Below are 24,185 nucleotides of genomic sequence, written 5' to 3' on the forward strand. Positions count from 1 at the left end.
GGCTTGTAAACTGCCGGAACCTTCTTGATAAATCTGAGAACCATGACCGCGTTTGCTCAAGCCCCCGAGAAAGAGACACAGACGCTACGGTGGCTGCCCTTCATTGCCGCAATTGCCGCGGTCACGACTGCAACGCCCTTTGCGTGGGATAAGAGCCTTGGCACGTTTCTGTTTCTCATCTCACTCTACTTGCCCGCGGTGGCATTAGTTTGCGTCGGACTCTGCATCTGGGCCGGAGTCGAGAGGAAATCCTCCCGAGCTCGTTCGATAGTCGTCTCGCTCGTGGTGATGCTCACGCTGATCGGCGGGACCTTCGGGGCACTGCCGCGAGCCAAAGATGAACTTCGGTTTCTAGCTTGGTCTTACGCGCACAACGACGCACTAAGAGGGTTCGCGGACAAAGACTCGGTCATGCTGGCTTGGGAAAGCTGGGGAATGGCAGGTATGGAAAATGACGCTTACCTCGTCTCGAACCCGAGCGATAACGGCGGAGGACGGTGGAGCTTCGGAGTGGCTCCGCCACGTCGGATCAAGTTGCGAAATCGTTGCTTCGAAACGGATGCGTCGTGGAATCTATGTCATCACAACGTACAATTGTCCGCTGCGATAAGGAACATGCAGGTGTAGAGCGGAGAGCATCGGCGAAGTTACGGTGCCAATTCACTCAATGATCGACCGCTATCGAGCACGCAAGCCTTATGAACTAAGTGTCACCGGATTGCCCGGCTCACAGCAGCACTTGTCGGTCTCTAAGCCGCTACGCAGGATTAATACGGATAGCCGCAAGAAAGAAGATGGGTGCCGCCGATTGACCGGACGCCCCTTTTCTTCCCAACTGACAACAGCGGGTGGGCGCGCGGGAATCATTGTGCGGACTGGTATCGCAACCGATAGTTCAACAAGCGTATTTTTCCGCGATCTTGTCGCCAATCGAAAGCTCTTCAGCCTCCATGATTTTCAAACCGGTCTCGGTTATTTTGACAACATCGGTCACGCACGATTCAAATTTTGTCTTTTGACCTTGGGGCAGGCAAATATCCGCCCACGTGGTCGTTGCCACCGTGCGCGGCGATGAACATGGCGACGGCCGACCGGCAATAGGATTCGATTTCGTTGTCGTCCTCTGCTCTCGCCTCATCGAAGCGTTCGTCCTGAACCAGGACTATCAGCGACTGAGCCGAAGCTGCCGGACCGAGCGCCCGCCGACACAAAAAACGATTCCGCAGCGTCTCGAACGACTTACAGGATCGAGTCGTTTTCAAAACGAAAGCACCGCTGATCGAGTCGTTCTTAAGGTCAAGATCGAGTCGTTCTCAAAATGCAGGAATCAGCAAACTCAAGCACTTAGCCGAGTCGTTTTCAAAGTGTCCCCACAAGGCACTTCTGAAAACACCCAAAACGCCCGTGCAACGATTGGTGCAGTGATTGGTTTTCCGATCATCCACGTCTGTGCGCCATCTGTACCGCGTCAAACGGAGAGGATCATGACCAAGTTCATCGCGGTCATCGCAACGCTTGTGACCACTTCCGCTCTCGCGAAGACCCTATCCGACGCCGACACGCGACGGTCGGGAGCGCATCCAGCGCACCGGAGCCTGCCCGACTGGCTACGTTGGCGTCGGCGACAAGTGCGAGGCTTGGCCATCGCGCAGTCGGACGATCCCACGAGGAATGCGACGACCGCCAATCGGAAAACTTCACCAAAGTACACGCCCATTGCCGTTTGGAAAATGTTTGAGGAAATGGAATTGCTGTTCGAGCGCCGAAATGCGCTTCTCGAGCTCCGCTGGCGTTGTACCGCGGCCGGGGCCGGACAGACCCCAGCCGCGTGAACAGGCTGACTCATGTCGCCGCGCCGATCGCGTCCCGATGCGGGTGATCGCGCCGCTTGGCGATCTCGTAGGGAATCCCCCAGACGGCGACCACGCCGTACACGACGCGCGGCAGCACGGCGATGAGGATGGCAAGTGCGACGTAGTCCAGCGTCATGGATGTGGCTCGCTAGGTGGTGCCGGCCGCTGCGCCGACGATCCTCCCGATCACTACCGGCAATAATCCCAGAAGCCCTGCGTGCGGGACGGGTCGGTGTAGTACCAGCACATCCCGGGCGCGGGCGCCGCGCCCGCCCAGGCCGCAGCGGTCGCCGCGCTCACGAATCCGATCGCCGCACCGGCGGCGATCGCGCCGCCCCTTGGCCAGTGGTAGTAGCCGGGGCGCGCCCAGCCGCCGCGTCCTCGCACGGCCGTCGTGCTGCGAACGGCGACATTACCCCGCGGTCCCCGGACCGCGGTTCGACCGTGATAGGCTCCGCCGCGAGGTCCAACCGCGGCGCCGCCGCGGTGCACCACGGCGCCACCGCGGGGGCCGACCGCAGCCCCGCCGCGGCGGCCGGCCGCGCGAACCTCGATGAGATCGGGCGAGGCCGTCATGTCCTGGCGGATTGCCGCCGGCTGCAGCGGCGCCGCCACGGCCTTTCCGACGGGCATGGCAAGGTTGGATGTGACCATCAGGACAACGGTTGCGAACGAGATCGTATAGCTGTGAATGGACATCAAAGTACCTCTTCTCGTTGTTCTGGTTGCCATCGTAGCCGCCCCGTCGGCGAAACGCGCCAACACCAGAGCATGCCTTCACTGTCGAATTTGGCGATGCGCCCGGCGGGCGGGAAGAAGCTCCCACCGCCTTGCGTCGTGATACACGCGACGAAATCGGCAATTCGCCTTTTTCGCCGCGCCGTCGTTCCTCTCCGTTGCTATTGCGGCTTGAGCGTTTCAAGCTCGTTGAGGCGCTTCAGCGCCGCCTGTTGCCGGAGCATTCCGTAGTTGATGCTGCCCGCGTTCAGCGAACTGCCTTCCTGATACGGGAACTGGTCGAAATCGGAGAAGAACTCCTTGATCTTGCCCTGCACAGGCACGATCAACCACATGTTCTGGGCAAGGAATTTCATCGCCTCGCCGCCTTCTTCCAAACCGCGCTCGTATGGATCCATGCGCAGATTGGTGATCAATGACCAAGCCGTGACGTCGCGCGTGCCTGTTGCGATGTTTCCCTTCGACGAGGCAAAGCTCAGCTTCCAGTCCTTCCACCTGATGGCATTGAGGTTGCCGCCCTGATCGAAGTAGTAGATCGCCTCGCGTGGCCCCTCCTTGGCATCGCCCTTCAAATACGGCATGAAATTGTATCCATCGAGATGGACCTTGAAGTTCTTGCCGCCGGCGCCTGCAAAGCCGGTCTTCATCTTCTCCTTGACATCAGGGATCCCTGCAGCTGCGGCCAAGGTCGGGAACCAATCGATCAGCGAGATGATGTCGTTGTACTGGGTACCGGGCTTCACCACGCCCGGCCAGCGCACCATCATGGGAACGCGCATGCCGCCTTCCCACGTCGTGCCCTTCTCGCCATGGAATGGCGTCATGGCTCCATCCGGCCACAGCGCGATCTCGGCACCGTTGTCGGTCGTGTAGAGCACGATCGTATTGTTGGCGATGCCGAGGTCGTCGAGCTGCTTGAGCAACTCTCCGACCATTCCGTCATGCTCGAGCATGCCGTCGGCATGGATGCCCTTGCCGGTCTTGCCGAGCGACTCCTTCTTCAGATGGGTGAAGACGTGCATGCGCGTCGAGTTGAACCAGACGAAGAACGGCTTGTCCGCCTTGGCCTGCCGGCCGATGAAGTCCTTGGCGGCGCCGAGAAACTCCTCGTCGACCGTCGGCATGCGCGCGGTGTTGAGCGGCCCGGTGTCTTCGATTTTGCCGTCTGCCGATGATTTGATGACGCCGCGCGGACCGAACTGCTTCCGGAAGTTCGGATCCTTCGGATAGAAGTAGCCTTCCGGCTCTTCCTCGGCATTGAGGTGATAGAGGTTGCCGAAGAACTCGTCGAAACCGTGCTTGGTAGGCAGATGCTCGTCTCGATCGCCGAGATGGTTCTTGCCGAACTGCCCGGTGGCGTAGCCCTGGGTCTTCATGGCGTCGGCGATTGTCGGCATCCAGTCCTGGATGCCGTGGGGATCGCCGGGCATGCCGATGGTGAGAAGGCCGGTCCGGAATGGCTCCTGGCCGAGAATGAAGGAGGCGCGGCCGGCGGTGCAGCTCTGCTGGCCGTAGGCGTCGGTGAAGATCGCCCCTTCGCTCGCGATGCGGTCTATGTTGGGCGTGCGATATCCCATCATGCCCATGGTATAGGCGCTGATCTGCGGGATGCCGATGTCGTCGCCGAAGATGACCAGGATATTCGGCTTGCGGCCCGAGGCACCTGCAGCCGGGGCAGCAGCGGGAGCAGCTTTCTGCGCCTGCGCGAGTGCCTGCGACGTCAGTGTCGCTGCCGCGACAAGGGACGACGAGCCGAGCAGTACGGCTCGGCGATTCATGATTGAATTGTCACCACAGGCGGAATCGGCGACGGTGTTGTCCTGCTTCTTCTCACAGCTCATTCGACGCTCCTTGATTTTCTGGCTTTGATTGTAGCCGTTGGTTCGAGTCTGGTAGTCTGCTTGATCGGTCTCCTTCTCATCGCGCAGGCTTTCTGCCCAGGTAAGCCGAAGCGCTGGAAGCCGCGGCCGGATTCAGGTGCTGGGGTAGACGTGTGTTGGTGTGGACCCGCGCATGCGAGCGCAGGCTGCGCCTGGCAACGGTCACGCCGCGCAACAGCTGACGCGGTGACCAGCGATCCGCCTCGCGCTGACCTCCGAACAATTCGCCTTCGAGAGCGCCGAGCTGCCGGTCCAGCGCAGGGTCGCGCGCAATCGCCTTGAAAGCGCCAAGCGTGTTGTCAGGCGGTGCTGCATCCAGATGCGGCAACCAGTCGAGCAAGGCGAAGTACGCGGCCCTTGCATCGCGGTGACGCACCGCGCGGCGAAGCCGGCCGAAGGCAAAGGCCTCGGATTGCAAATAGGCCTGCCGCCGCCGGCGATGACGGTCGGCGACTCGCCGCATCACGCCGGGTCCGAACCACGTGAGTGCGGCGATGCAGAGAACGACGAGCAGTGCGGACAGCCAGTGTTCTGCGACGAAGTCGACGAAGCCATCCCAGGTCCAACCCTCGCTCGACCCGCCAGCAGGCGCAGCGCCGGGTGCAGCGGGATTGACCGCGACCTCCAGCGGCACGGCATCGAGATGAACCGTCTCGATCTTGCCGCTGCCGACATTCCACCAGCCGACATCGATCGCGGGCAACGCATAATCGCCGGGTCGTTCCAGCATGTAGGTCGCGGAATCGATTCGGGTCGACGTCATGACGTCGGTACGTACGTCCGTTCTGTCCTCTAGCGACGGCTGGGCCGGATACAGCCTCAACCCCGCCATCGCTGCGAATGGGTACGGAGGCAGCAGCATCGCGGGCGTTCCCTCCGCCCTCAGCGTCACGGTGCGCGTCACGGCGTCGCCCGCCTTGAGCTGATCCGACGAACGCCTGACCTCCTGCTCGATCGTCAGCTTGCTGGCGGACAAGAACGGTTGCAGTTCGAGAGCCGCGTCGGGAATGAAAGCTTCAAATGCAACATCCGGCAGCGCGACGTCGGCCTCGCGCGTCGCCGGCGGCTCGGCTGCATACTTGATGTGCGCCTTCTGGCCGGAGACGGCGTAGGAACCAGGCTCCTGCGGGTAGATCGCATACTCAAACTGCACGCCAGCGTAGGACACTCCGTCCCGCTGCTCGTTCGTATTGACGCTCTGCAACTGCCGGGTCACGGCATTGCGTACCTGGAAGCCCGGCAGATCGGGGGGCGACGTCATGTAGTTCGGCGCCAGCACCAGGATGTGGAGCGTCGCCGGCTGGCCGACCACCACGCGCGGCGGATTGACCGTCAGTTCGACAACGGGCTCGGGCGGCGCAGCCTGCTGCGCATGCGCATATTGCAGCGTCAGCGCGGCCGCGGGCAACAGGACGAGGACGGCGAGCCAATGTCTCACGGCGACGCCCCCTTCTGCACCGGCGCGGACGCCTGGATCGCAAATTTCAGCTTCAGAAAGTCGGCGGGCGAGGTCTGGACCTGGCGCATCCAGGCCTCCGCTGCGCCCGCGGTGGTGACGTCCTGCGGCGTGACCTTGATCATCTTGCCGCCCTTCTGCTTCGGATCGACGCGCATCTCGTCGGCCTTCTGATCCGGCGGCGCGCTATCGTCCTGCTCCTGCTTGCGGCGTTTCTCCTCTTTCGCGTCCAGCGCGGCCTGCACGATCGCCCGATTGGTCTTGGCTGCGACGTTGTCCGGCTGCACCTTCAGCAGATCGTCATAGGCGGCGATCGCTTTTTCGAAGGCATGGTTCTGGGCCTGGGCGTTGCCAAGCGCGAACGCACCCTCGGGGGTCTTGACCTTTGCAAATTCCTGCGCGGCCACGATGAAATCGTAGGCGCGGTAGGCGGAAATGCCCCGCCACATCGGATCGGCGAACAGCGTTGCGGCGGCGCGATAATCACCCCGATCGAACGCGAGCCGGCCTTGCTGATCCGGCGTCAGCCAGAGACCGGTGAAGCGCGAGGTGTCGTCGGCCCGCGATGGTCCGGCGTGTGTCGCGATCACCAGGGCAACCACCCAGGCGACCGTCGTGCCGCGCCGGAACCAGACCAGGGTCAGGAGCACGAGCGGAAACAGCAGCCAGAAACCTTCGTCCTGCCATCGCGTGCCGAAGGCCTCGCCCTGGGCGGATTGGAAGCGGGTCTCGATCCGTCTCTCCAGCCGCAGGATGTCGCTGCCGTCGATGCTGACCTTGACGGCGTCGCTTCCGAGCGGCGCGGACGTGACGTCTCCGGTCACGGCCAGCATCACAAGATTGCTGCGCCCGGCAGCCTGGCGGACCGCTGCGGCGTCGGCGGTGCCGAGGTCGTCGGCCACTACCAGGATCGTGCCGGCGACGAGCTCGGACGCGAGCGACTGCGCTGCCAGGGCAACGGCACCAACCACGTCCTTGCCATCGGCCGGCATCAGCCCCGGCGCCAGCGCGGCGAGGAACGGAGCAATGACAGAGCGGTCATCCGTCAGCGGCATCACAAGATGCGCGGTTCCGGCGTAAGCGACCAGCCCAGTCCTGGCGCCTGCACGGGCAGCAAGGAGGTCTGCGATCTTTTGCTTGGCGCGCTCGAGGCGCGAGGGCGCGACATCGCTCGCGCTCATCGAGGAGCCGACCGCGAGCGCAATCATCAACGGGGCCTTGTCCTCGACGAACGGCGGCAGCTCCCGCCGCCACGTTGGACCGGACAGCGCGACGATGCCGATCGTCATCGCTGCCGCGACCAGATATAGCGGGTTGACGCTGCGCCCGCGGCCGGGCTGCACGACCAGATGGTCGAGAAGATGCGGCGCGATCACGCCGCCCCACTGCGCCCGCGCGCTTTGCCGCCAGAGCAACAGCGCGAACACGGCAGCCACCGGGATCAGCGCGATAAGCCATAGCGGGCGCAGCAGATGGAAGGACATGGTCGCGGCGTCAAGCATGACTGAGGGCCCTCGCCCGCCGCCACTCGCTCCCGAGCAGCAGCGCGAGCCACAGCAGCAGGCTCAGAATGATCGCGGCGCCGAGCGGCCACTGAAACAACGGCAGCTTCGGCCGCCAAGACAGCGTCTGAAGCTTTGCCGGCGCAAGCCGGTCGATATCGGCATAGATCGCCTGCAACTGTGCGCCGTCCTCGGCCCGGAAGAAATGACCGCCGGTCGTGCTCGCGACGGATTGCAGTACGCCGAGATCGACACGGTTTTCGCCCGACGCTGCGGGATCGCCGACGCCGATCGTATAGACGGCCACATCGTTCTGATGCGCAATGTCGGCGGCGTGCTCGGGCGGGACGCGGCTTGCCGTGTCGTTGCCGTCGGTCAACAGGATCAGCAGCTTCTGCTTCGCCGCGCTCGTCGCAAAGGTCTTGATGGCGAGTCCGATGGTATCGCCAATCGCTGTCTGCTGGCCCGCCATGCCGACCGCAGTCTGGTCGAGCAATTGCTGCGCCGTCTGCAGATCCTGCGTGAACGGCACCTGCACATAGGCCCTGGTGCCGAACAGGATCAGCGCCACGCGGTCGCCCGTGCGGCGCGCGATGAAGTCCTTGATGACGCGCTTGACGCCGTCGAGCCGCGTCAGCGTCGTGCCGTCAGGTGTCTTGAAATCGCGCTGCTCCATCGACCCCGAGATGTCGATCGCCAGGATCAGGTCGCGCGCGGAAACCTCCCGCGTCACGGGATCGTCGACCCATTGCGGCTTGGCCAGAGCCGCGATCAAGAGTATCCAGATGACGACCGCCGCGATCATCTGCAAGACACGCCGCTCGAGCACCACGGCACCACGTTGCGGCGTCTGCCCGGTCGCGGCCGCCAGCCGCTCGAAGAACGGCACTTGGACCGAGGCCTGCCGTGCGCGATAAGGCGGCAGCCACCACCAGACCAGAATTGGCATCGGCAGCAGCAGGAACATCCATGGCCAGGCGAACTCAAGCATGGTGCCCCCTGATCCAACGTCGCACCAGGCCGGACAGCGATTGCAACTCGGCGTCGTCCGGCTGAACCTGCTGATAGGGCCCGCTGACAAGCAGGCGCCCGACACCTTGCGAAAACTCCTGCCCGCCATAGGAGCGGTCGAGGAAGGAAAGCCATGCCGGGCCGGCCAGGGATGCCACCTGCTCGCGCGGAAAGGCCGCGAGCGCAGTTCGCCGGACCAGCAGGGTCAGCCGTGTCAGCAGATCGTCGGGGCCGGCGCGACGCGTCCCCGCCATCGACCTCAATTCGGCGAGCGCCTCGCGGCGATAGCGGTTGACGCGCCGATACTGCACCAGGTGCCAGACCGCAGCGATCACGACCGCAAGCAGCAGGACAATCGCAATCCGCGATTCCCAGGTCTGCGGCCACAGGCTGACCTCCCCTGGCAGTGGGATGTCGATGAGCCCGGCGACGGGATCGATGGGTTGAGCGTCAGCCAAGGGTCGCCTCCGCACTATGGCCACCGCCGCCGCCGCGCCCGTGTCTGGCCGGCATCGCGCCGAGCAGGCGCCGCAGCTGCGCTGGAGTTTCCTCGGCCGCGCTGAGCGGCAGCACGGGAATGCCGAGTTCGTGCGTCAGGGCGAACACACCCTTCAGGCGCTCCTCCGTGGCCTCCGAAATGCTCTTGCGTACGCTGTCGCGCCCGACCTCGAGCCGGATCTGCAACTCTCCATCGGTCACGGTCATCCTGGCGGAAGGCGGCAGGTCGCTCTGCAGGGGGTCGTGGACCAGCAGGGCAACGACGTCATTGTGCTGCGCCATCGCGCCGATCATCTTGCGCGTTGCATCGTCCGCGCCGTCAAAATCGCTGATCACGATCACTAGCGCGTCGTGCAGCGCGCGACGCTGAGCATGCTCCAGCGCCCTGTTCAGCATCGCCGGCGCGGAGACGAGACCGCGCCCGACGCCAAGCGCCTGGTTCTGCAGCACGATGGCCGAAAGGATCTGGAGCACGTTCGCCCGGCTGCGCCTCGCCCTGACCTCGACCAGATCCCGGTCGTTGAACACGATCGCGCCGACGCGGTCGCCGACACCGAGCACCCGCCACGCGCCGATCGCCGCGGCCTGGGCCGCGGTCACCGATTTCATTGCGAGCCGGCTGCCAAAGAACATCGACAGGCGCTGATCGACCAGCAGGACCGCCTGCCGATCGCGTTCCTCGTTGAAGACGCGGATATGGGGCTTCTGCAGCCGCGCCGTCACCTTCCAGTCGATTGATCGGACATCGTCGCCGGGACGGTAGTCCCTGATCTCCTCGAAGTTGAGCCCGCGGCCGCGCATGCGCGAGGCGAAGCGGCCGGACAGCAGGCTGTGCACCGGTTGGCGCGGCAGGAACGAAACCTTGCTGCCGCGGTATTCGAGCGCGATCAGATCGTCGAGACCGACATAGACGCCAGGCGTTTTGGCTGATGTCTCGATCATGGCGCCCTCAGCCGGATGCGACCAGTTCGACGATCTTGTCGATCACCTGGTCGGGCGTGATGCCTTGCGACACCGCCTCATAGCTGGGAATCAGCCGGTGCCGCAGGCAGTCGTGAACCACCGCGCGCACATGGTCGGGCGTCACGAACTCATATTGGTCGAGCCAGGCGCGGGCGCGCGCGCAGCGGTCGAGCGCAAGGCTGCCGCGCGGGCTGGCGCCGACCTGGATCCATTTGCCGAGTGGATCGCCATAACGTTTCGGGAAGCGCGTCGCGAAGATCACGTCGACCATGTACTTCTGGGCGAGGTCGGAGACGAAGATCCCGTCGATCTCGCCGCGCGCATCCAGGATTGTTTGTTGCGGTATTGGCGGCGGCTCCGCCGCGTGGTCCTTTGGCTTCTGCGCGTTTTCGTTGCGATTGAGCCTGATGATCTCGCCCTCGACGGCTTCGTCCGGATAGGTGATGACGACATGCATCAGGAAGCGGTCGAGCTGCGCCTCCGGTAGCGAATAGGTGCCCTCCTGTTCGATCGGGTTCTCGGTCGCGAGCACCATGAACAGGCCCGGCATCTTGTAGGTCTTGCCGGCGACGGTGACCTGGCGCTCCTCCATCGCCTCCAGCAGCGCCGACTGCACCTTGGCCGGCGCGCGGTTGATCTCGTCCGCGAGCACCAGATTGGCGAAGATCGGTCCCTTCTGAAAGTCGAATTGGCCGCCCTTTTCGGTCTGGACATAGATCTCCGCGCCGGTCACGTCCGACGGCAGCAGGTCAGGCGTGAACTGCACGCGCGACAGATCGGCCGCGAGATGTTTTGCCAGCGTCTTGACGGCACGGGTCTTGGCAAGACCGGGAAGACTTTCGATCAGCAGATTTCCGTTGGCGAGCAGTCCGATCAGCATGCTCTCGACCAGATGGTCCTGACCGAGCACGGACTTTCCGATTCGCGACTTGAGCTCGAGCACCGCATCGCGCGCAGCGGATCTTACGGCACCTGGAGGGGGCAAGGGCACGCCTGCAATTGGCATTTTAGATTCTGACATATGACCTGACGACAATTGCTATGGTTGCTGCTTTGGACTAACGAACCAGCGATAGTACGGATTTGTCTTGGCTACCTCCGAGACGCGCGCAGAATTCTCGGCATATTGTTGACGGTCGCGCGCGTAGACGCTGAGAGCAAGCTTGTAAAAAGCGTCCAACTCCTTGCGCGCAGCGGCAAGTGTCGACATTAACTTTTCGTTGGCGTTCTGAAGCGGCGGATCGTTGCGCAATTGCTGCAAATTGCTAAACGTGCGGGCGAACTCCCCAGGTCGCACCCAGCCCGCATACTCGATGGCTGGCCGATCGTCGGTTACAGCCATCGTGCCGCCAACATATTGCTTGAGTCCCTCCCGGTCGGTGATCCAGGTCGATATTAGGGCGGCGGGAGAACCAATGCCGACCGCCGCAAGGGCGGCAGACGTGGAGGCCTGATCAAATCGCTCGGAGATTCGCTGGACATCCAGTTCGATCGGCTGAAAGGAACCGACCAACATGGTCTCATGAAGCTCTGTGCTCCAAAGCGAAGCATAGGGAAATATGTCGATAAAGCTGCGCACGAGGGCCCGTGTATCTTCGTCATTCTGCGTTGGCAGAGGTAACCACTGAGCGACGATCCCCTTGTCGTTCAGTCGAGAGCCTGCGAGCTTGTAGAAGTCTCTTGAATAGAGGTTGACGACACCAGCCGCCGAGGGCGGCGGAGGTTCGAGCGTGATCAGATCATAATGTTGATTGCTGTGCTGCAACTCCATGCGTCCGTCGCGCAAACGCTTCTCCAACCCTGGGTCAGTCGCCGCATCAAATGTCCCTCGGAAATTAGGCGCCGCGCGAAGTACGGCAGGCAGCAGTTCACTGACCACTCGCCGCTCGAGCATCGGGAACTGCGATAACGCACCGGCCGTTATGCCGGTACCATAGCCGATAACCAGTGCGGATTTGGGGTTGCCGTTGTGAATGATCAGCGGCAACAGCGCCTGCAGGCGCATGTAGCGCAGCGACGGCATCGCATCGCCCGAATTGGAGACACCCTGGATGTAGAGGCGACGAAAGCGGCGGCTGCCGTTCGCTGTTTCGACCACCGCCACGGTTCCAGCACCGCTCTCCTCATAAAAAGCAACCCTACCTGCCTGCGCCGCCGGCAATAGCCGTATGAGTTGGTCGGCGGGGGTGGCGACGGCAACCAAAATACTGGCAGCGCACACCGCAGAAATAGCCCACCGTATCCGGCTGCTTGCGGCGAACACTATTGTTGCCACGACACCGATCAGTGCAGCCAAGATCGCCAAAACGCCTAACGTGCGAACCAGGCCGAGCCACGGGATCAACAAAAACCCGGTAACAAGCGTGCCAGCTATGCCGCCGAGCGTATTCACCGCGACGACAAGGCCAACATCGCGGCCAATTCTGGCGTCGCCCGCAATCAGCTTTAGGGCGGCAGGGAACGCGGCGCCGAGCAACACAGTCGGTACGAACACGATGAATATCGCTGCGACTGCAAACCGCGCGCACATGCCAGCAAGATCGCTCGCTGTCACACGATACACGACCGTCTCGAACAAGGTCTGGCCAACGATTAGCCAGTGCCCGAGCACGGCGATTTCCATCATCGCGATCCAACCCGCAGTAGCTATTAGCAGTCCAAAAACGCCACCAGCGTCTCCGACGCGATTGCTCCAACGGGCGAAAAGAAGGGCGCCAAGAGCAATTCCGCCGAGATAAGTCGCGAGCACGACCGCGAAGGCAACACTTCGTGTGCTCATGAACTGAACAATGGCCTGTGACCAAACGATCTCATAACCAAGCGCTACGCCGCCGGCCGCGCCATACAACGCCAGGGCCAAACGATCACGTGCAACGCGCGGCGTGGTAGGGGAAGGGCCTTCAATCGATCCGCTCACAAGCCAATCGAGCACAATTGCCCCGATCGCTGCGGCAACGTTAAGCGCAGCCGCTGCGTGGACTGTCCCTTGTACTCCGAAGGCAGGGATGAAAAGGAATACCGGCAGTAAGGCCCCGAGAATGGCACCCCCGGTATTGGCGGCATAAAGCGCTCCGCCAGAGCGACCTACATCACGCCGGTCATTCGAAAGGGCGCGAACGAGCACCGGCATCGTTCCACCCATTGCAATTGCAGGAAGACCAACTAATCCGAGCACCAAAACCCAAGTCAGAATACCGGTGTTCAATTGAAGATCGACGAATAACGGTGCGACACGCGCAAGTGCCCATGTGGTTGCAACGCCAGTAACAGCCGTCGCAATTTCCATCAGTACATAGAGGCGGATAGGCCGCCTGCTCCTGTCGGCCCACCGCCCAAACAACCAGCTTCCTAGCGCCAAGCCTCCAAAGAACCCGCTAATAGCGATCGAAATCGCATAGATCTCGGCTCCGACAACGAGCGAAAGTTGCTTAACCCAGATAACCTGGTAGATCAGCGCGGCACCGCCCGAAACGAACAGCAGCGCAGAAGCATATGCCGTAAGGGAGCGGCGGCTTGCGTCAGAATGGCGCGCAAAACCGCTCGGGGCAACGGGAGTTGTATTTAACCGTCTGTCCATACTCTATCCAACGACGAGAACAGGCCGCGTTTCTGCGGCCTGTTCCGTGCGCCGTATCCTCTATTCGAGGCCGCGCTTCTTGAATGATTCGTCAATCTTCTTGTCGACCTGCCGACGAACCTGATCGATGCTAAAGCTCGCCGGACGTTGACTCGGAGGGTATTCGGCAAACGTCTCCAGGAATTTCGACGAGTTCATCACACCCTGGAAGACAAGGTAGACGTTATCGACGCGCCACTGATCGTAGCCACTACCCGAGATCTCCGCATGCTCGTAAGGATCCATACGTAGATTGAACATCTTCGGCAGGCGCAAGGATTTGAACGGATTCGCCCAGACATCAAACTGTCCAGGCTGCTCCTGCTTTTCAAATACGAACTTCCAGTTCCCGTTGCGGGCCGCGACAAGATCACCATCATCGTTGAAGTAGTAGAATTCATCCCGCGCACTCTTGTCCGACTTACCCGTGACGTAATCAAGCTGATTGAAGCCATCGAGATGATTACGGAAGGATGTCGTGCTGCCTTGCGGCTGCCAGCCCTTCAATAGGCGATCCTTTACATCGGGATCTCCCGCCGCGGCGACCAGCGTTGGGAACCAATCCAGGCCAGAGAAGATTCCACTCCCCGCACGACCAGCCTTGATATGACCGGGCCAGCGGATCATCGCAGGAACGCGGAATGCGCCTTCCCAATTTGTATCCTTTTCCGAGCGGAAGGGCGTGGTCGCAGAATCCGGCCACGTAAAAGCATTTGGGCCGTTATCGGTCGTGAAAATCACGATTGTGTTGTCGGCGATCTTCAGATCGTCAAGCGTTTTGAGCAGCTTTCCGACGTTCATGTCCATTTCCATCATACCATCGGCGTACTCGTTGCCCGGCATGCCGCTCTGTCCTTTCATAGATGGACGAACATGCGTGAAAATGTGCATGCGCGTGAAGTTCATCCATGTAAAGAAGGGCTTGTTGGCCCGCGCCTGTCGTGTCACGAAATCGATCGCGGCGGTGGTCGTCTCGTCGTCGATCGTCTCCATTCGCTTGCGATTGAGCGGACCGGTATCCTCAATCTTGCCGTCAACGGCCGACTTGATCACGCCGCGCGGATTATAGAACTTCGTAAACGCCTGATCATCCTTTGGCCAATACGGCCGCTCGGGTTCTTCTTCAGCATTGAGATGATAGAGGTTACCGAAAAATTCATCGAAACCATGCGCAGTCGGCAGATACTCATCTCTGTCACCAAGATGATTTTTGCCAAACTGTCCGGTCGCATAGCCCAACGGCTTCAACGCCTGGGCAATCGTCATGTCGGTCTTCTGCAAGCCGACAGCAGCACCGGGAACTCCGACCTTGCACAGGCCAGTACGCAGACATGCTTGACCGGTGATAAAAGTGGAGCGACCGGCGGTGCAACTATTCTCGGCGTAATAATCGGTGAAGAGCATGCCCTCGCTGGCGATGCGATCGATGTTCGGTGTTTCGTAACCGACTACGCCACGTGTATAGGCACTGATGTTCGACTGCCCAACGTCATCACCGAAAATGACAAGAATATTAGGTTTCACCGAAGCTTGCTGAGCCGACGCGGGAGATTGGACAAACGGCGAAATGCTCGTCGCCAACAGCGCCGTGGCGAATAGAGAGCCAAGCAGCTTTCCACCCCGGCGCCTGAGCCGGCAAGCATCTGGACTTTTGTTATACTTAGTTTTGTCAGTCATTTGAGGCTCCCTGGTTGCAACAAGCGAACAGCAAGATCAGCGTCAATGGCCCTCGTCTTGTTGCATTGCCTTTGCGGCAATGCGAAAGACTGGGGACCTGAGCATACGTTGGCGCAATCAGCACGGTCAGAGCGCTGGTTTCAGCGAGCAAGAGTTGCCTCCATCAGACTCTCCAGATTTCGAATTGAGCAAATGAAGGATGTGCCGCTGCGATCTCAGCGCCGGCGGCCACCTCCATGAAAACCTCCGCGGCCGCCACCGTGAAAGCCGCCGCCCCCCCGGAAGCCGCCACCTCCGCGGTGCACGGCGGCATGCCCCGCCCGCATGCCGCCGCGCATCGCAGCCGGCCGACCGCCGCGGCCGCTGACGCGCGAGTGCGTCACACTTCTGTGCGAGATCGCGGCGCGATTGCCGGTGCGGGCGCGGGTGACGCTTCTGCTGCTGCTGGTGCGACGGGATACGCCGGCACCGCGATTGCCGGTGCGTTGCGAGACCGCCGACCTGGGTCGGCCTGCGCCGGCGTTCGAGAACTTGCTCCCGGGAGCGCCGGTGCGGTTCCGCAGGGCTTCGCGCGCGGCAGGTGTGTTGCCGCTGCCGAAGTGGCGTGCCACCCCGGCATCGCGATAGGCCACGCCGCCGCGATGGGCGGGATTGTGGGCCCAGTTGTTGGTTCTGATGTTGGTGCGGTTGAACTGATTATAACGGTTGACATTGACGTAGACATTGCGGTTCCACCAGTTGCTGCCGCCCCAGATCGCGGCCCCGACAGCCGCGGCGGCACCAAAGCCAATAACACCCGCGGCGACGTAGCCCGGAGGGTACCAGTAGAACGGCTGATAGTCGGGATAGTCCCAGGCCCCGTAGACGGTGCCGGGGTCATAGACCGGGACGTAATATGTGTCAGGATCGACCGGTTCGATTGAGATCGCCTGTGACATGCCTGACGGTGCCGACACGCCGGCCGGCGGCGCGCTCTTGGTGACCGTCTGTTGCGGCGTCGATTTTAGATTGCCGGCAGCATCGGCGCGCTGGCGCAGCTTCTGCACGGCGCTCATCACGTCCTGCTCCTGGGCGAGGAACGCATCGCCGAGCTGCTGCACCCATTCCAGCTTGTCGTTCATCATCTGAAGCACCTGCGGCACCGACGTCAGCGACTTGACGCTGGGATCCCAGGATTGCTTCTGCATGGCGTCTTGGAGTGCCTTGCCGGTGACGCCCTTGTTGTCCTGCGACCAGCGTGCGGCCTCCACGATCTCCAACGGATAGGTCGATGCCATCAGGATCTGCGACAGCAGCGCATCCGGGTAGAGCGCGATGGGCGCCACCAGTTGCTCGATCTGTCCGTCAGGAAGTTTTGCCGGAGCCGCTGCCGGCGCGGGGACCTGGTCCTGCGTAGGCGGCGTGGCCGCGGGCGCCTGGGCGTACGCCGGGAAGGCCATCATCAGGCCGGCGGCCAATGCTGCGCCCGGAAGACCGAAGCGATGCAATCTTGGAAGACGTTTATTCATCATGCTTCCTCGCTCTTCCTATGTCCCCGGTTTACTGGAAGCTGAATATCCGCTTCCAGTCGTCCTTCATGCTGACCATGGTCCAGCCATTCGCGCTCGCCGCGTCTAGTGCCTTGTCGAGCTTGCCGAAGGCAGACTTGCGGTCGTACGCATACTCGCGCTCCGAATCCGTGTGATGCACAATCAAGCCGAAGCGGCGGCCGCGCGCGCCGGTGGTCCATTGCAGCATCTGGAAATCGCCGTCCGAATTGCCAAAGGCCGCGATCGGACGGCGGCCGATATGCGAGTTGATGCCGACCGGCTTGCCGGGTCCGTCGTCGACGAGATCGATGGTCGGCAGGCGGATCAGGACCGGCCCATCCTTGTCGACCTTGAACTGGGTCTTGATGCTCGAGCCCACGACTTGCTCGGGGGGAATCCCGTAGACCCGTTCGCTCCATGGCCGCATGAATTCGATGCCGCCGCCCGAGACGATGAAGGTCTTGAAACCGTTCGCCCTGAGATAGCCGAGCAGTTCGAGCATCGGCTGGTAGACGAGATCGGTGTAAGGCCGGTCGAACTTCGGATGACGCGCCGTCTTGATCCAGTCGCTGGCGATCTGTTCGAACTCGGCCGTGGTCATGCCGGCGTGGGTCGCCATGACGAGTTCGACCAAGCCCTTCTCGCCTGCCTTGGCTAGTGCAGGGATATCGTTGTCAAGAACTGCCTTGAAGGGCTGCTTCTGCTTCCATTCCGGGTGCTTGGCGGAGAGCGCCTTCACCCGGTCGAGCGCAAATGCGAGCTGCACATACATCGGCTGTTCGCACCATAGCGTGCCGTCATTGTCGAATGTCGCGATGCGTTCCGAGGGCGGCACGAAATCCGCCGTCCCTTCCCGCGCGACCGCGGACACGAAGTCGAGGATCGCATTCTTCGATGGCCCATCGTTCCACGACGGAAGAGGATCGCCCTGTCCCAAGGCAGAACGACTGGCCAAGCACGCCGTCGCGGCGGAGGCCAGCAGCCCGGCGAGAATCGAGCGGCGGTCAACTGGGATGCCATGCATGAGTCCGTCGTTCCCTATTCCCGCCATTACAAATCGGGCGGCTCCGCTCCGGGGCCGCCCGATGCGCTCGGCTAATTGCCCGACGGCATGCCGACGCTGAAGCCGTCCTTCGCGAGCTGGTCTCTGAAGAACTGGAACCGTTGATATTGCGTGAGGGTGATCGGCCCCGAGTAGCCTTCGCTCTGCAGCTTGCGCGGAGGATGCTTCACGTAGGTCTGCATCAGGTCCTTGGTCGCCGCATTGATCGTGACCAGGATCCAGGTGTGCTCCGTGTAGTTGTTCATGAACACGTCGTAGCGCTCCTGCGGATCCTGCCAGAGGTCGAAGACCTGGGGCACGGTCGCCACATAAGACTCCGCTCCCTTCCAGCCGAGATTGCTGTCGACCGCGAGACCGCCGGTCTTGGTGCCGTCGTCGCCCCGCAGATTGAACACGGCCTTGTAGTTGCCGACGCGGGCTGCGCCCGGCGTGAGCTCGTTTTCCGTGAAGTAGAACCAACTCTTGCGCTCCGGCTTACCCGCTCCGAACAGGACGGGCGACATGTCGTAGCTGTCGAAGATGATGGGCTTGCCCTCGCGATCGTTCTCCGGCAGCTTCACGCCGGCGAGCTTGGCGAACGTCGCCATGTAATCGAGGCCGCCCACGATGTCGGAATTCTTCGTTCCGGCCTTGATGCCCGGGCCCCATGCGATGGACGGCACACGATTGCCACCCTCACGGACGGTGCCCTTGGTGCCGCGGAACGGTGTATAGCCGGCATCCGGATAGACGTCCTGCCAGGCGCCATTGTCGGTCGTCCAGAACACATAGGTGTTCTTGTCGAGGCCGAGAGCACGCACCTTGTCCATGATGCGGCCGATACGCGTGTCGTTCTCCACGACGGAGTCGGCGTACTTGCTCTTGGACATCGACTTTCCCTGGAACTCGGGCGCCGGCATGTTGGGCTGATGCACCTTCATGAAGTTGATGCTCATGAAGAAGGGACCCGACGACTTATTGCGATCCAGGTATTCGAGCGAGGCCTTCTCGACATAGTCGTCGAAGAAGGGAATGCCGACCACACCCTTGTCGGGCGTGTTGACGTACTGGCCGTTGATCTTGAAGTCTTCTTTCGCCGGCTGTCCGGCATTTCCGGACAGCGCGCCTTTGGTGACCTTCGTGAACATCGCCCTGAGTTCGGGGTCCATGTCGGGAAACCAGGTCGGGTCGGCGTAGGTGTAGGCGTTGAGATGATAGAGCCCGCAATACTTCATCTCGTCATAGCCCTGGGCGTTCGGTATCGCGTAATCGTCCTCGCCGAGATGCCATTTGCCGGTGAAGAACGTTTTATAGCCACCGGTCTTCAGAACCGAGGCGAGCGTCCATTCCGCCGCGGGAAGACCGCCGCCCTGGCCCTGGAATGCCACGGTCGTCATGCCGCTGCGGTTGGGAATTCGGCCGGTCTGCACCGCGGCACGTCCGGGCGTGCAACTCGGCTGCGCATAGAACGACATGAATTGCATGCCTTCGGACGCGAGACGATCGATGCTCGGCGTCGGCATGCCGCGGTTTTCGCCGCCACCGTAGACTCCCGAGTCGCCGTAACCGAAGTCGTCCGACAGGATCAGGATGATGTTCGGCTTTGTTCCGCTGGCAGAGGTCGCGGGTTGCGGACTTCCCTGCGCTTGCGCGGTTTGGATGGGTGCCATCGCGGAGAAGTCGGCAATGGTGGCAAGCGAGCTGGAGGCGGCAAGCAGTTTGCGGCGACTCAAGTCTTCGGTCGTTTTCTTCTCAGTCATCACTTTCTCCCTGGACGTATTACGCAGCGAAACCCGAGGTGGCTGGTCGACGTGTCGATCGGCTCGGCATGGCGCGCGGCCGGCCGATAGCGGCGGCAATAGTTCGGCGCGCAGAGGTGTGAGCCACCCTTGATCACCTTGCGCGGAATCCTGCTGAGCGGCAGCGACGGATCGTGGCTGTCATGTTCCGAGCCACCCCGTGGGTTCTGCGGAATGCAGCAGGCCTTCGTTGCGTCGGCGCGGTGCTTGGGAGCCCACCAGTCGCTGGTCCACTCCCAGACATTGCCGATCATGTCGAACACGCCGAGGCCGTTCGGCGGATAGGCCGTCACGGGCGAGGTCCGCTCATAGCCATCCTCGCGCCGGTTCTCGAACGGGAAGTGACCTTGCCAGGTGTTGGCCTGATGCACGCCGCCTGGAGCGAACTCGTCACCCCAGGCGTACTCGGCTCCATCGAGGCCGCCGCGCGCGGCGAATTCCCACTCCGCTTCCGTAGGCAGATCCTTGCCGGCCCATCGGGCATAGGCGAGCGCGTCGGCATGGGCGACGTGCACGACGGGATGATCGTCCAGCGACTTGATGTTGCTTTTCGGGCCGTACGGATGGCGCCAGTTCGCGCCCTTGAGCAGCGTCCACCATTGGCTGTAGTCCCGAAGATCGACAGGATGATCCGGCGGCCTAAAGGTGAGCGACCCTGCGTAGATCATGTGCGGCAAGGCATCCGGATAGTTCTTCGGATCCGGAGCGACCTCGGCGAACGTGACATGGCCAGTGGCCCGCACGAACTCCTTGAATTGCCGGTTCGTCACGGGGGTCCGATCGATCCAGAACCCGTCGACGCTCACCGTGTGGGACGGAGCTTCCTCCGGATAATGCCGGTCCGATCCCATGCGGAATGTCCCGCCAGGCACGAAGACCCTGTCTGACAAAAGGGTTTCGTCCACGTTCGCCAGTTTCTGGGCGATATTCACCACTTGCCTCCATTTCCAGGGGCCGGTATTCCCATCCACCTCGCCGCAAAGCGTGCGGAGCTGGTGCGCCTGCTTGGTCCCCTCGGGCGCGGGTCATCGGTCTGCGCTGCTGCGCCTTGAAGGAAGCCAGCGGCCGCGAGGAGCGACAGCTTCGCGAACGAGCTACTTTTCATATTTGCTCATATTTGCGTCTCCGGTCAGTCTTTTTGTGAATCATCACGCTCAATCTTGGGGCCGTTCAGATGCGATAGAATTTCCTGCTCCAGTTCGACCAGCAGGTCAGTGTAGTCTTCGACTTTTCGCTCTCCTGTGGGGTCTCCGCGTAGGACGGCTTGTTGCCAGTGGTCTCGCGCTTTCGCGGCCTCCTCAAAGTCCGAGCAGATAGCCCTGAAGGAGGCGTCGCGAGCGAAGTTGCGGCGGATATCGAGTTCGCGCCGCGGAAGTCGCTCGATGATGTATCTGAGTTCCTCCATGCGAGTCGGCCGGATCAAGAACAGGATGACGTGCGGTATTCGGCAATCAAGCGAGCAGAAGATTGCGACAGCAAGCTTGACGCTTCCGAAGATCCGTTACGGTTATTTCCCTCGATAGGTGTCATGACGAGCGATAGGTGTCATGACGAGAATGCCATCATTGAGCGTCTCACGCTCTGCCTGCGTCAAGGTTCGAACATGTTCGAACCTGCGCAGAGCCACGGGTCAGCGACACCCACTCAGCCCACGGGAACTCGACCTTCAATTGCGGGAGGCAAATATCGCATCGCATCCGTCTGGCACGTCAGGAACTGCGACCAATCGCCTGACCATTCGAAATATTGGCGAATGGTAGGAACCTTCCAGCGGCGGAAAAGTGAATGCTGCGGAATGTGTCATGCTGTTGCAGCAGCACGGGTCCGACGCTACCCTTCACGCCAATTCACGTAGAGTGGTTCACCGTGTGACGTACAACGGGCTGACTCTTCCTAGTGGACGTGACGCTGATCTTCCGGAAACTTCCCGCCGCAAAGTCGAAGGGATGTCTCCGGAGAGTGTGCGCGCTCAGCTTGAGCAAATCTGTTCCAGCCCGCATTTTCAGGCGAGCGAAAAGCGCCGCAGATTTCTCCGTTTCATCGTCGAGGAGACGCTTTCGGGGCACGGCAATAGCCTGAAGGGCTACACGATTGCTTTGGCCGTATTCGGTCGCGAAGCCTCATTCGACCCTCAGGCGGACCCTGTCGTGCGCCTCGAAGCCAGGCGACTTCGACGCGACCTTGACAGCTACTATGTGGATGCTGGTCCAAACGATGCGATCCGCATCTCTATTCCGAAGGGCTCTTACATTCCAAACTTCGAACAGCGCAATGTCGCGCCGATTGCTGGTTCGGCCGACGCGCTAGTGCCTGAGCTTCGTGCGGTTCCAACTCACGACGGCGTGGGCGTTGCCGAACCGGGCGGCCATTCCGCTGTCTTTCGTCGTTTGTCGATCTGCGCAGCGCTTGTCGCAGCGGTCGCCGTCGGCATGGCCGTGTGGATGATGCCGTTTGGCACGGATCGATCTCCTTTGGGCTCGATGAGGGAGCCGGGTGTCTTGGTCATGCCGTTCGAACCGTTGAGTTCCGGCGAGAGCGCCCGCTATCTGGCCATCGGGATGGGTCAAGAACTGATCGCCAATTTGTTTCATTTTTCCGGCTTTCGACTCTATACGTCATCGGCCCTGCCAAACGAGGATCCGCGGCAGGCGCCACTGCAGGTCGCACGCGACCGCGGATTTGCGTATGTCGTCTTTGGAAGCGTCCAGACCGATTCCGACGAAGTGCGAGTTACGATTTCGGTCGTGAATGCGACGAGCAGTGCAATTGTTTGGACCAAATCCTACGGTCGGCCACTCGACCCGCAATCTCTTGTGAGCACTCAGAAGAACCTCGCGGACGAGATCGCGGAAGTCATTGGTCAGCCCTATGGCGTGGTCAGGACCGACATGAGCAGCGGCTCGTCGACGCCTGCGGTTTCGAATATGGAGAGCTATGCGTGCGTGCTACGCGCCTACGGCTACCGGCGCACCTTCCTCCGGGCAGAATTCGATCCCGCCATGCGATGCCTTGAACAGACCGTTCAGCGAGACCCCGGATATAGCGATGCTTGGGCCATGCTCGGGTGGCTTCATCTCGATGCTGGTCGTCTAGGCTTTGCCGGCGATGACCGACAAAGCCAGTATGCGAAGGCGCAAGAGGCCATATCCAACGCCTTGAGGCTTCAACCGAAAAATTCCCTCGGGCTGAAGGCCATGGCTGCCTCCTACCACTTTACTGGGCGCTATGAAGAGAGCGTTCGTCTCACGCGTCATTTGGTCGACCTCAATCCGAACGATCCGGAGATTTTGGCCCAACTCGGGTGGCGGTTATCGGTGCGAGGCAATTTCGAGGAAGGAGTTCCCATCCTCAAGCGTGCGATCGATCGAACCTTGAACCCGCCGAACTGGTACTTTCACTTTATCGCGGTCGATCTCTATTTGAAGGGCGAATGGGAGCAAGCCCGCAGGATCGCGGAGCGAGCAGCGCTTGGCGACTCGGGATTCAGTCAGTTAATGCTCGCGGTCTCCGATGCACAGCTTGGAGACCGCGAAGGCACGCGGCAAGCCTTGGAGAAATTGGCGCGCTACGACCCCTTGGCCCGCGATACCGAAGGATTTCTGCGTCGGCAGGGCGTTGCCGATCCCACTGTGGGTGCACTTGTTGCAGGCCTGGAAAAGGCGCGCGCTTCGATTGCCCGATAGTCTGGCGCGAATCCTTCAATAAGCCGAGCCGGCCGATCTGAACGTCATCGCCGCGCAGAGAGGCCCATCGGTTTCTCCACACGACTACGGCGCCGATAACCAACCATTGGCTCGGAACAAATGACCAGTCGCTGTATTCCCTGCCTTACAACCTGAACCCGTAGGGAAGGAACGAGAATGAGATCGACAAGAATTCTCCTCGCAATTGGCTTCCTCGCTGCTGCCGCAACCGCGGTTCCCGACAACGCTGAAGCTCGCCGCATGGGCGGAAGAGGCTTTCACGGGGGCGGAGTTCACGTGGCTCATTTCCACGGCGGTGGCGTTCGGCCCGGTTGGCACGGGGGTGGAACGCGATGGCATGGCGGCGGCGCACGATGGGCGGGCGGCGGACGCTACTATCGCGGCGGCTACGGTTGGGGCGGGGCGGCCGCGGCTGCGGGCCTGGCAACCGGGGCGGCGCTGGGCGCGTCTGCCGCGTACGGCTCCTCCTGCTACCAGCAGCAATGGAATGGATACACGTACGTAACCGTCAGAGTGTGCTGATGGCGACGCGGTCGCCGCGCATTTCCTCAACGCCGGACTAGCCACCCCTCGCAGCACCTTGATGGGATGGCTCCTGTCCGGCGGGTTGATTGCGAACGGAGAGGTACCGCGCGCGGCGAAATCCCTATTTCGGAAGCGCTCGTCAGGATTGCCTCGAAATGGAATCCACCCTTGCACGACTATGGCTTCTTGCGGGGGATCCATGAGGTATCGACACCGACTTCGTCGCGATGCGCCCGTCGATAAGGGTCTTCCGGACGTTCGGTCTCTGCAGAATCTCCGAGGGGACGAGCGGCTGTCATTCGGCCTGCAATATTGCCCCCCTAAGCCGGGGGATCGGCGTCCAAAATTGACCCCCTACAGGTTGGTCTGTTGCGCTGCCTGCTTCGTAACAA

20 protein-coding genes and 1 pseudogene are annotated in these 24,185 nt (G+C 61.7%); 4 read left to right on the forward strand and 17 right to left on the reverse strand.

The features are described from left to right. Positions 1-42: 42 nt before the first annotated feature. Both IVA80_RS06290 and IVA80_RS06295 read left to right on the forward strand, forming a co-directional pair. Complete coding sequence (locus IVA80_RS06290) at positions 43-627, forward strand: hypothetical protein (protein WP_247426747.1); 585 nt, start codon at positions 43-45, stop codon at positions 625-627. A 40-nt stretch (positions 628-667) separates the two neighbouring features. Then, positions 668-1,075 carry a hypothetical protein gene (locus IVA80_RS06295; RefSeq protein WP_247426823.1) on the forward strand — a complete coding sequence of 136 codons (408 nt, stop codon included), beginning with the start codon at positions 668-670 and terminating at the stop codon, positions 1,073-1,075. Here IVA80_RS06295 and IVA80_RS06300 read toward each other — a convergent pair. Then, positions 1,002-1,169: pseudogene (locus IVA80_RS06300) on the reverse strand (TetR family transcriptional regulator); the annotation flags it as partial. The gene IVA80_RS06295 and the pseudogene IVA80_RS06300 sit on opposite strands and share 74 nt — an antisense overlap. Before the next feature lie 315 nt (positions 1,170-1,484). On the opposite strand from IVA80_RS06300, the gene IVA80_RS06305 reads away from it, so the two are divergent. Continuing rightward, positions 1,485-1,832 (forward strand): hypothetical protein, encoded by a 348-nt coding sequence (locus tag IVA80_RS06305; protein ID WP_247426749.1) that lies wholly within the window; start codon positions 1,485-1,487, stop codon positions 1,830-1,832. Between the two features lie 10 nt (positions 1,833-1,842). Here IVA80_RS06305 and IVA80_RS06310 read toward each other — a convergent pair whose 3' ends face one another. The 16 genes from IVA80_RS06310 to IVA80_RS06385 form a co-directional block, all read right to left on the reverse strand. Next, positions 1,843-1,989, reverse strand: a complete 147-nt coding sequence (locus IVA80_RS06310) for a DUF3302 domain-containing protein (RefSeq protein ID WP_247426752.1) — start codon at positions 1,987-1,989, stop codon at positions 1,843-1,845. Between the two features lie 53 nt (positions 1,990-2,042). Beyond that, positions 2,043-2,552, reverse strand: coding sequence for a hypothetical protein (locus IVA80_RS06315; RefSeq protein ID WP_247426754.1), 510 nt, complete (start codon positions 2,550-2,552; stop codon positions 2,043-2,045). Positions 2,553-2,752: 200 nt separating this feature from the next. Then, a complete protein-coding gene (locus tag IVA80_RS06320; protein ID WP_247426757.1) occupies positions 2,753-4,432 on the reverse strand; it encodes an arylsulfatase in 1,680 nt (559 codons plus the stop codon). A 76-nt stretch (positions 4,433-4,508) separates the two neighbouring features. Continuing rightward, positions 4,509-5,909 (reverse strand): BatD family protein, encoded by a 1,401-nt coding sequence (locus tag IVA80_RS06325; RefSeq protein ID WP_247426759.1) that lies wholly within the window; start codon positions 5,907-5,909, stop codon positions 4,509-4,511. Beyond that, complete coding sequence (locus IVA80_RS06330) at positions 5,906-7,429, reverse strand: VWA domain-containing protein (RefSeq protein WP_247426761.1); 1,524 nt, start codon at positions 7,427-7,429, stop codon at positions 5,906-5,908. The genes IVA80_RS06325 and IVA80_RS06330 overlap by 4 nt, the downstream gene beginning before the upstream one ends. Then, positions 7,422-8,420: a VWA domain-containing protein gene (locus IVA80_RS06335; protein ID WP_247426763.1), complete on the reverse strand. Its 999-nt coding sequence runs from the start codon at positions 8,418-8,420 to the stop codon at positions 7,422-7,424. The genes IVA80_RS06330 and IVA80_RS06335 overlap by 8 nt, the downstream gene beginning before the upstream one ends. Further along, positions 8,413-8,898 (reverse strand): DUF4381 domain-containing protein, encoded by a 486-nt coding sequence (locus tag IVA80_RS06340; RefSeq protein ID WP_247426766.1) that lies wholly within the window; start codon positions 8,896-8,898, stop codon positions 8,413-8,415. The genes IVA80_RS06335 and IVA80_RS06340 overlap by 8 nt, the downstream gene beginning before the upstream one ends. Beyond that, entirely contained in the window at positions 8,891-9,880 is a 990-nt protein-coding gene (locus IVA80_RS06345) for a DUF58 domain-containing protein (protein WP_247426770.1), read from the reverse strand. The genes IVA80_RS06340 and IVA80_RS06345 overlap by 8 nt, the downstream gene beginning before the upstream one ends. Before the next feature lie 7 nt (positions 9,881-9,887). Continuing rightward, complete coding sequence (locus IVA80_RS06350) at positions 9,888-10,907, reverse strand: MoxR family ATPase (protein WP_247426772.1); 1,020 nt, start codon at positions 10,905-10,907, stop codon at positions 9,888-9,890. 33 nt (positions 10,908-10,940) lie between these two features. Beyond that, positions 10,941-13,478, reverse strand: coding sequence for a fused MFS/spermidine synthase (locus IVA80_RS06355; protein ID WP_247426775.1), 2,538 nt, complete (start codon positions 13,476-13,478; stop codon positions 10,941-10,943). 60 nt (positions 13,479-13,538) lie between these two features. Then, on the reverse strand, positions 13,539-15,194 hold the full coding sequence (locus IVA80_RS06360) for an arylsulfatase (RefSeq protein ID WP_247426779.1): 1,656 nt from the start codon (positions 15,192-15,194) through the stop codon (positions 13,539-13,541). A gap of 215 nt (positions 15,195-15,409) precedes the next feature. Beyond that, positions 15,410-16,702 carry a DUF3300 domain-containing protein gene (locus IVA80_RS06365; RefSeq protein WP_247426782.1) on the reverse strand — a complete coding sequence of 431 codons (1,293 nt, stop codon included), beginning with the start codon at positions 16,700-16,702 and terminating at the stop codon, positions 15,410-15,412. Positions 16,703-16,733: 31 nt separating this feature from the next. After that, the gene (locus IVA80_RS06370) at positions 16,734-17,747 is read right to left on the reverse strand and encodes an HAD family hydrolase (RefSeq protein WP_247426787.1); all 1,014 of its coding nucleotides are present in this window, start codon (positions 17,745-17,747) and stop codon (positions 16,734-16,736) included. Between the two features lie 71 nt (positions 17,748-17,818). After that, positions 17,819-19,525, reverse strand: coding sequence for an arylsulfatase (locus tag IVA80_RS06375; protein ID WP_247426789.1), 1,707 nt, complete (start codon positions 19,523-19,525; stop codon positions 17,819-17,821). Then, complete coding sequence (locus tag IVA80_RS06380) at positions 19,525-20,496, reverse strand: formylglycine-generating enzyme family protein (protein ID WP_346347972.1); 972 nt, start codon at positions 20,494-20,496, stop codon at positions 19,525-19,527. Before IVA80_RS06380 ends, IVA80_RS06375 begins: the two co-directional genes overlap by 1 nt. A 197-nt stretch (positions 20,497-20,693) precedes the next feature. Beyond that, on the reverse strand, positions 20,694-20,969 hold the full coding sequence (locus tag IVA80_RS06385; protein WP_247426795.1) for a hypothetical protein: 276 nt from the start codon (positions 20,967-20,969) through the stop codon (positions 20,694-20,696). Between the two features lie 397 nt (positions 20,970-21,366). Between IVA80_RS06385 and IVA80_RS06390 the strand changes: the two genes are divergently transcribed. Next, positions 21,367-23,247: a hypothetical protein gene (locus IVA80_RS06390; protein WP_247426798.1), complete on the forward strand. Its 1,881-nt coding sequence runs from the start codon at positions 21,367-21,369 to the stop codon at positions 23,245-23,247. The last annotated feature ends 938 nt before the right edge of the window (positions 23,248-24,185 follow it).

Source organism: Bradyrhizobium sp. 139 (assembly GCF_023074175.1).
GTDB lineage: Bacteria > Pseudomonadota > Alphaproteobacteria > Rhizobiales > Xanthobacteraceae > Bradyrhizobium.

Bases quoted from the DNA above. Each gene is read 5' to 3' on its own strand.
- IVA80_RS06290 (WP_247426747.1), top strand. From the start codon at position 43: ATGACCGCGTTTGCTCAAGCCCCCGAGAAAGAGACACAGACGCTACGG.
- IVA80_RS06295 (WP_247426823.1), top strand. From the start codon at position 668: ATGATCGACCGCTATCGAGCACGCAAGCCTTATGAACTAAGTGTCACC.
- IVA80_RS06305 (WP_247426749.1), top strand. From the start codon at position 1,485: ATGACCAAGTTCATCGCGGTCATCGCAACGCTTGTGACCACTTCCGCT.
- IVA80_RS06310 (WP_247426752.1), bottom strand. From the start codon at position 1,989: ATGACGCTGGACTACGTCGCACTTGCCATCCTCATCGCCGTGCTGCCG.
- IVA80_RS06315 (WP_247426754.1), bottom strand. From the start codon at position 2,552: ATGTCCATTCACAGCTATACGATCTCGTTCGCAACCGTTGTCCTGATG.
- IVA80_RS06320 (WP_247426757.1), bottom strand. From the start codon at position 4,432: ATGAGCTGTGAGAAGAAGCAGGACAACACCGTCGCCGATTCCGCCTGT.
- IVA80_RS06330 (WP_247426761.1), bottom strand. From the start codon at position 7,429: ATGCTTGACGCCGCGACCATGTCCTTCCATCTGCTGCGCCCGCTATGG.
- IVA80_RS06335 (WP_247426763.1), bottom strand. From the start codon at position 8,420: ATGCTTGAGTTCGCCTGGCCATGGATGTTCCTGCTGCTGCCGATGCCA.
- IVA80_RS06345 (WP_247426770.1), bottom strand. From the start codon at position 9,880: ATGATCGAGACATCAGCCAAAACGCCTGGCGTCTATGTCGGTCTCGAC.
- IVA80_RS06350 (WP_247426772.1), bottom strand. From the start codon at position 10,907: ATGCCAATTGCAGGCGTGCCCTTGCCCCCTCCAGGTGCCGTAAGATCC.
- IVA80_RS06355 (WP_247426775.1), bottom strand. From the start codon at position 13,478: ATGGACAGACGGTTAAATACAACTCCCGTTGCCCCGAGCGGTTTTGCG.
- IVA80_RS06360 (WP_247426779.1), bottom strand. From the start codon at position 15,194: ATGACTGACAAAACTAAGTATAACAAAAGTCCAGATGCTTGCCGGCTC.
- IVA80_RS06365 (WP_247426782.1), bottom strand. From the start codon at position 16,702: ATGAATAAACGTCTTCCAAGATTGCATCGCTTCGGTCTTCCGGGCGCA.
- IVA80_RS06370 (WP_247426787.1), bottom strand. From the start codon at position 17,747: ATGCATGGCATCCCAGTTGACCGCCGCTCGATTCTCGCCGGGCTGCTG.
- IVA80_RS06375 (WP_247426789.1), bottom strand. From the start codon at position 19,525: ATGACTGAGAAGAAAACGACCGAAGACTTGAGTCGCCGCAAACTGCTT.
- IVA80_RS06385 (WP_247426795.1), bottom strand. From the start codon at position 20,969: ATGGAGGAACTCAGATACATCATCGAGCGACTTCCGCGGCGCGAACTC.
- IVA80_RS06390 (WP_247426798.1), top strand. From the start codon at position 21,367: ATGCTGTTGCAGCAGCACGGGTCCGACGCTACCCTTCACGCCAATTCA.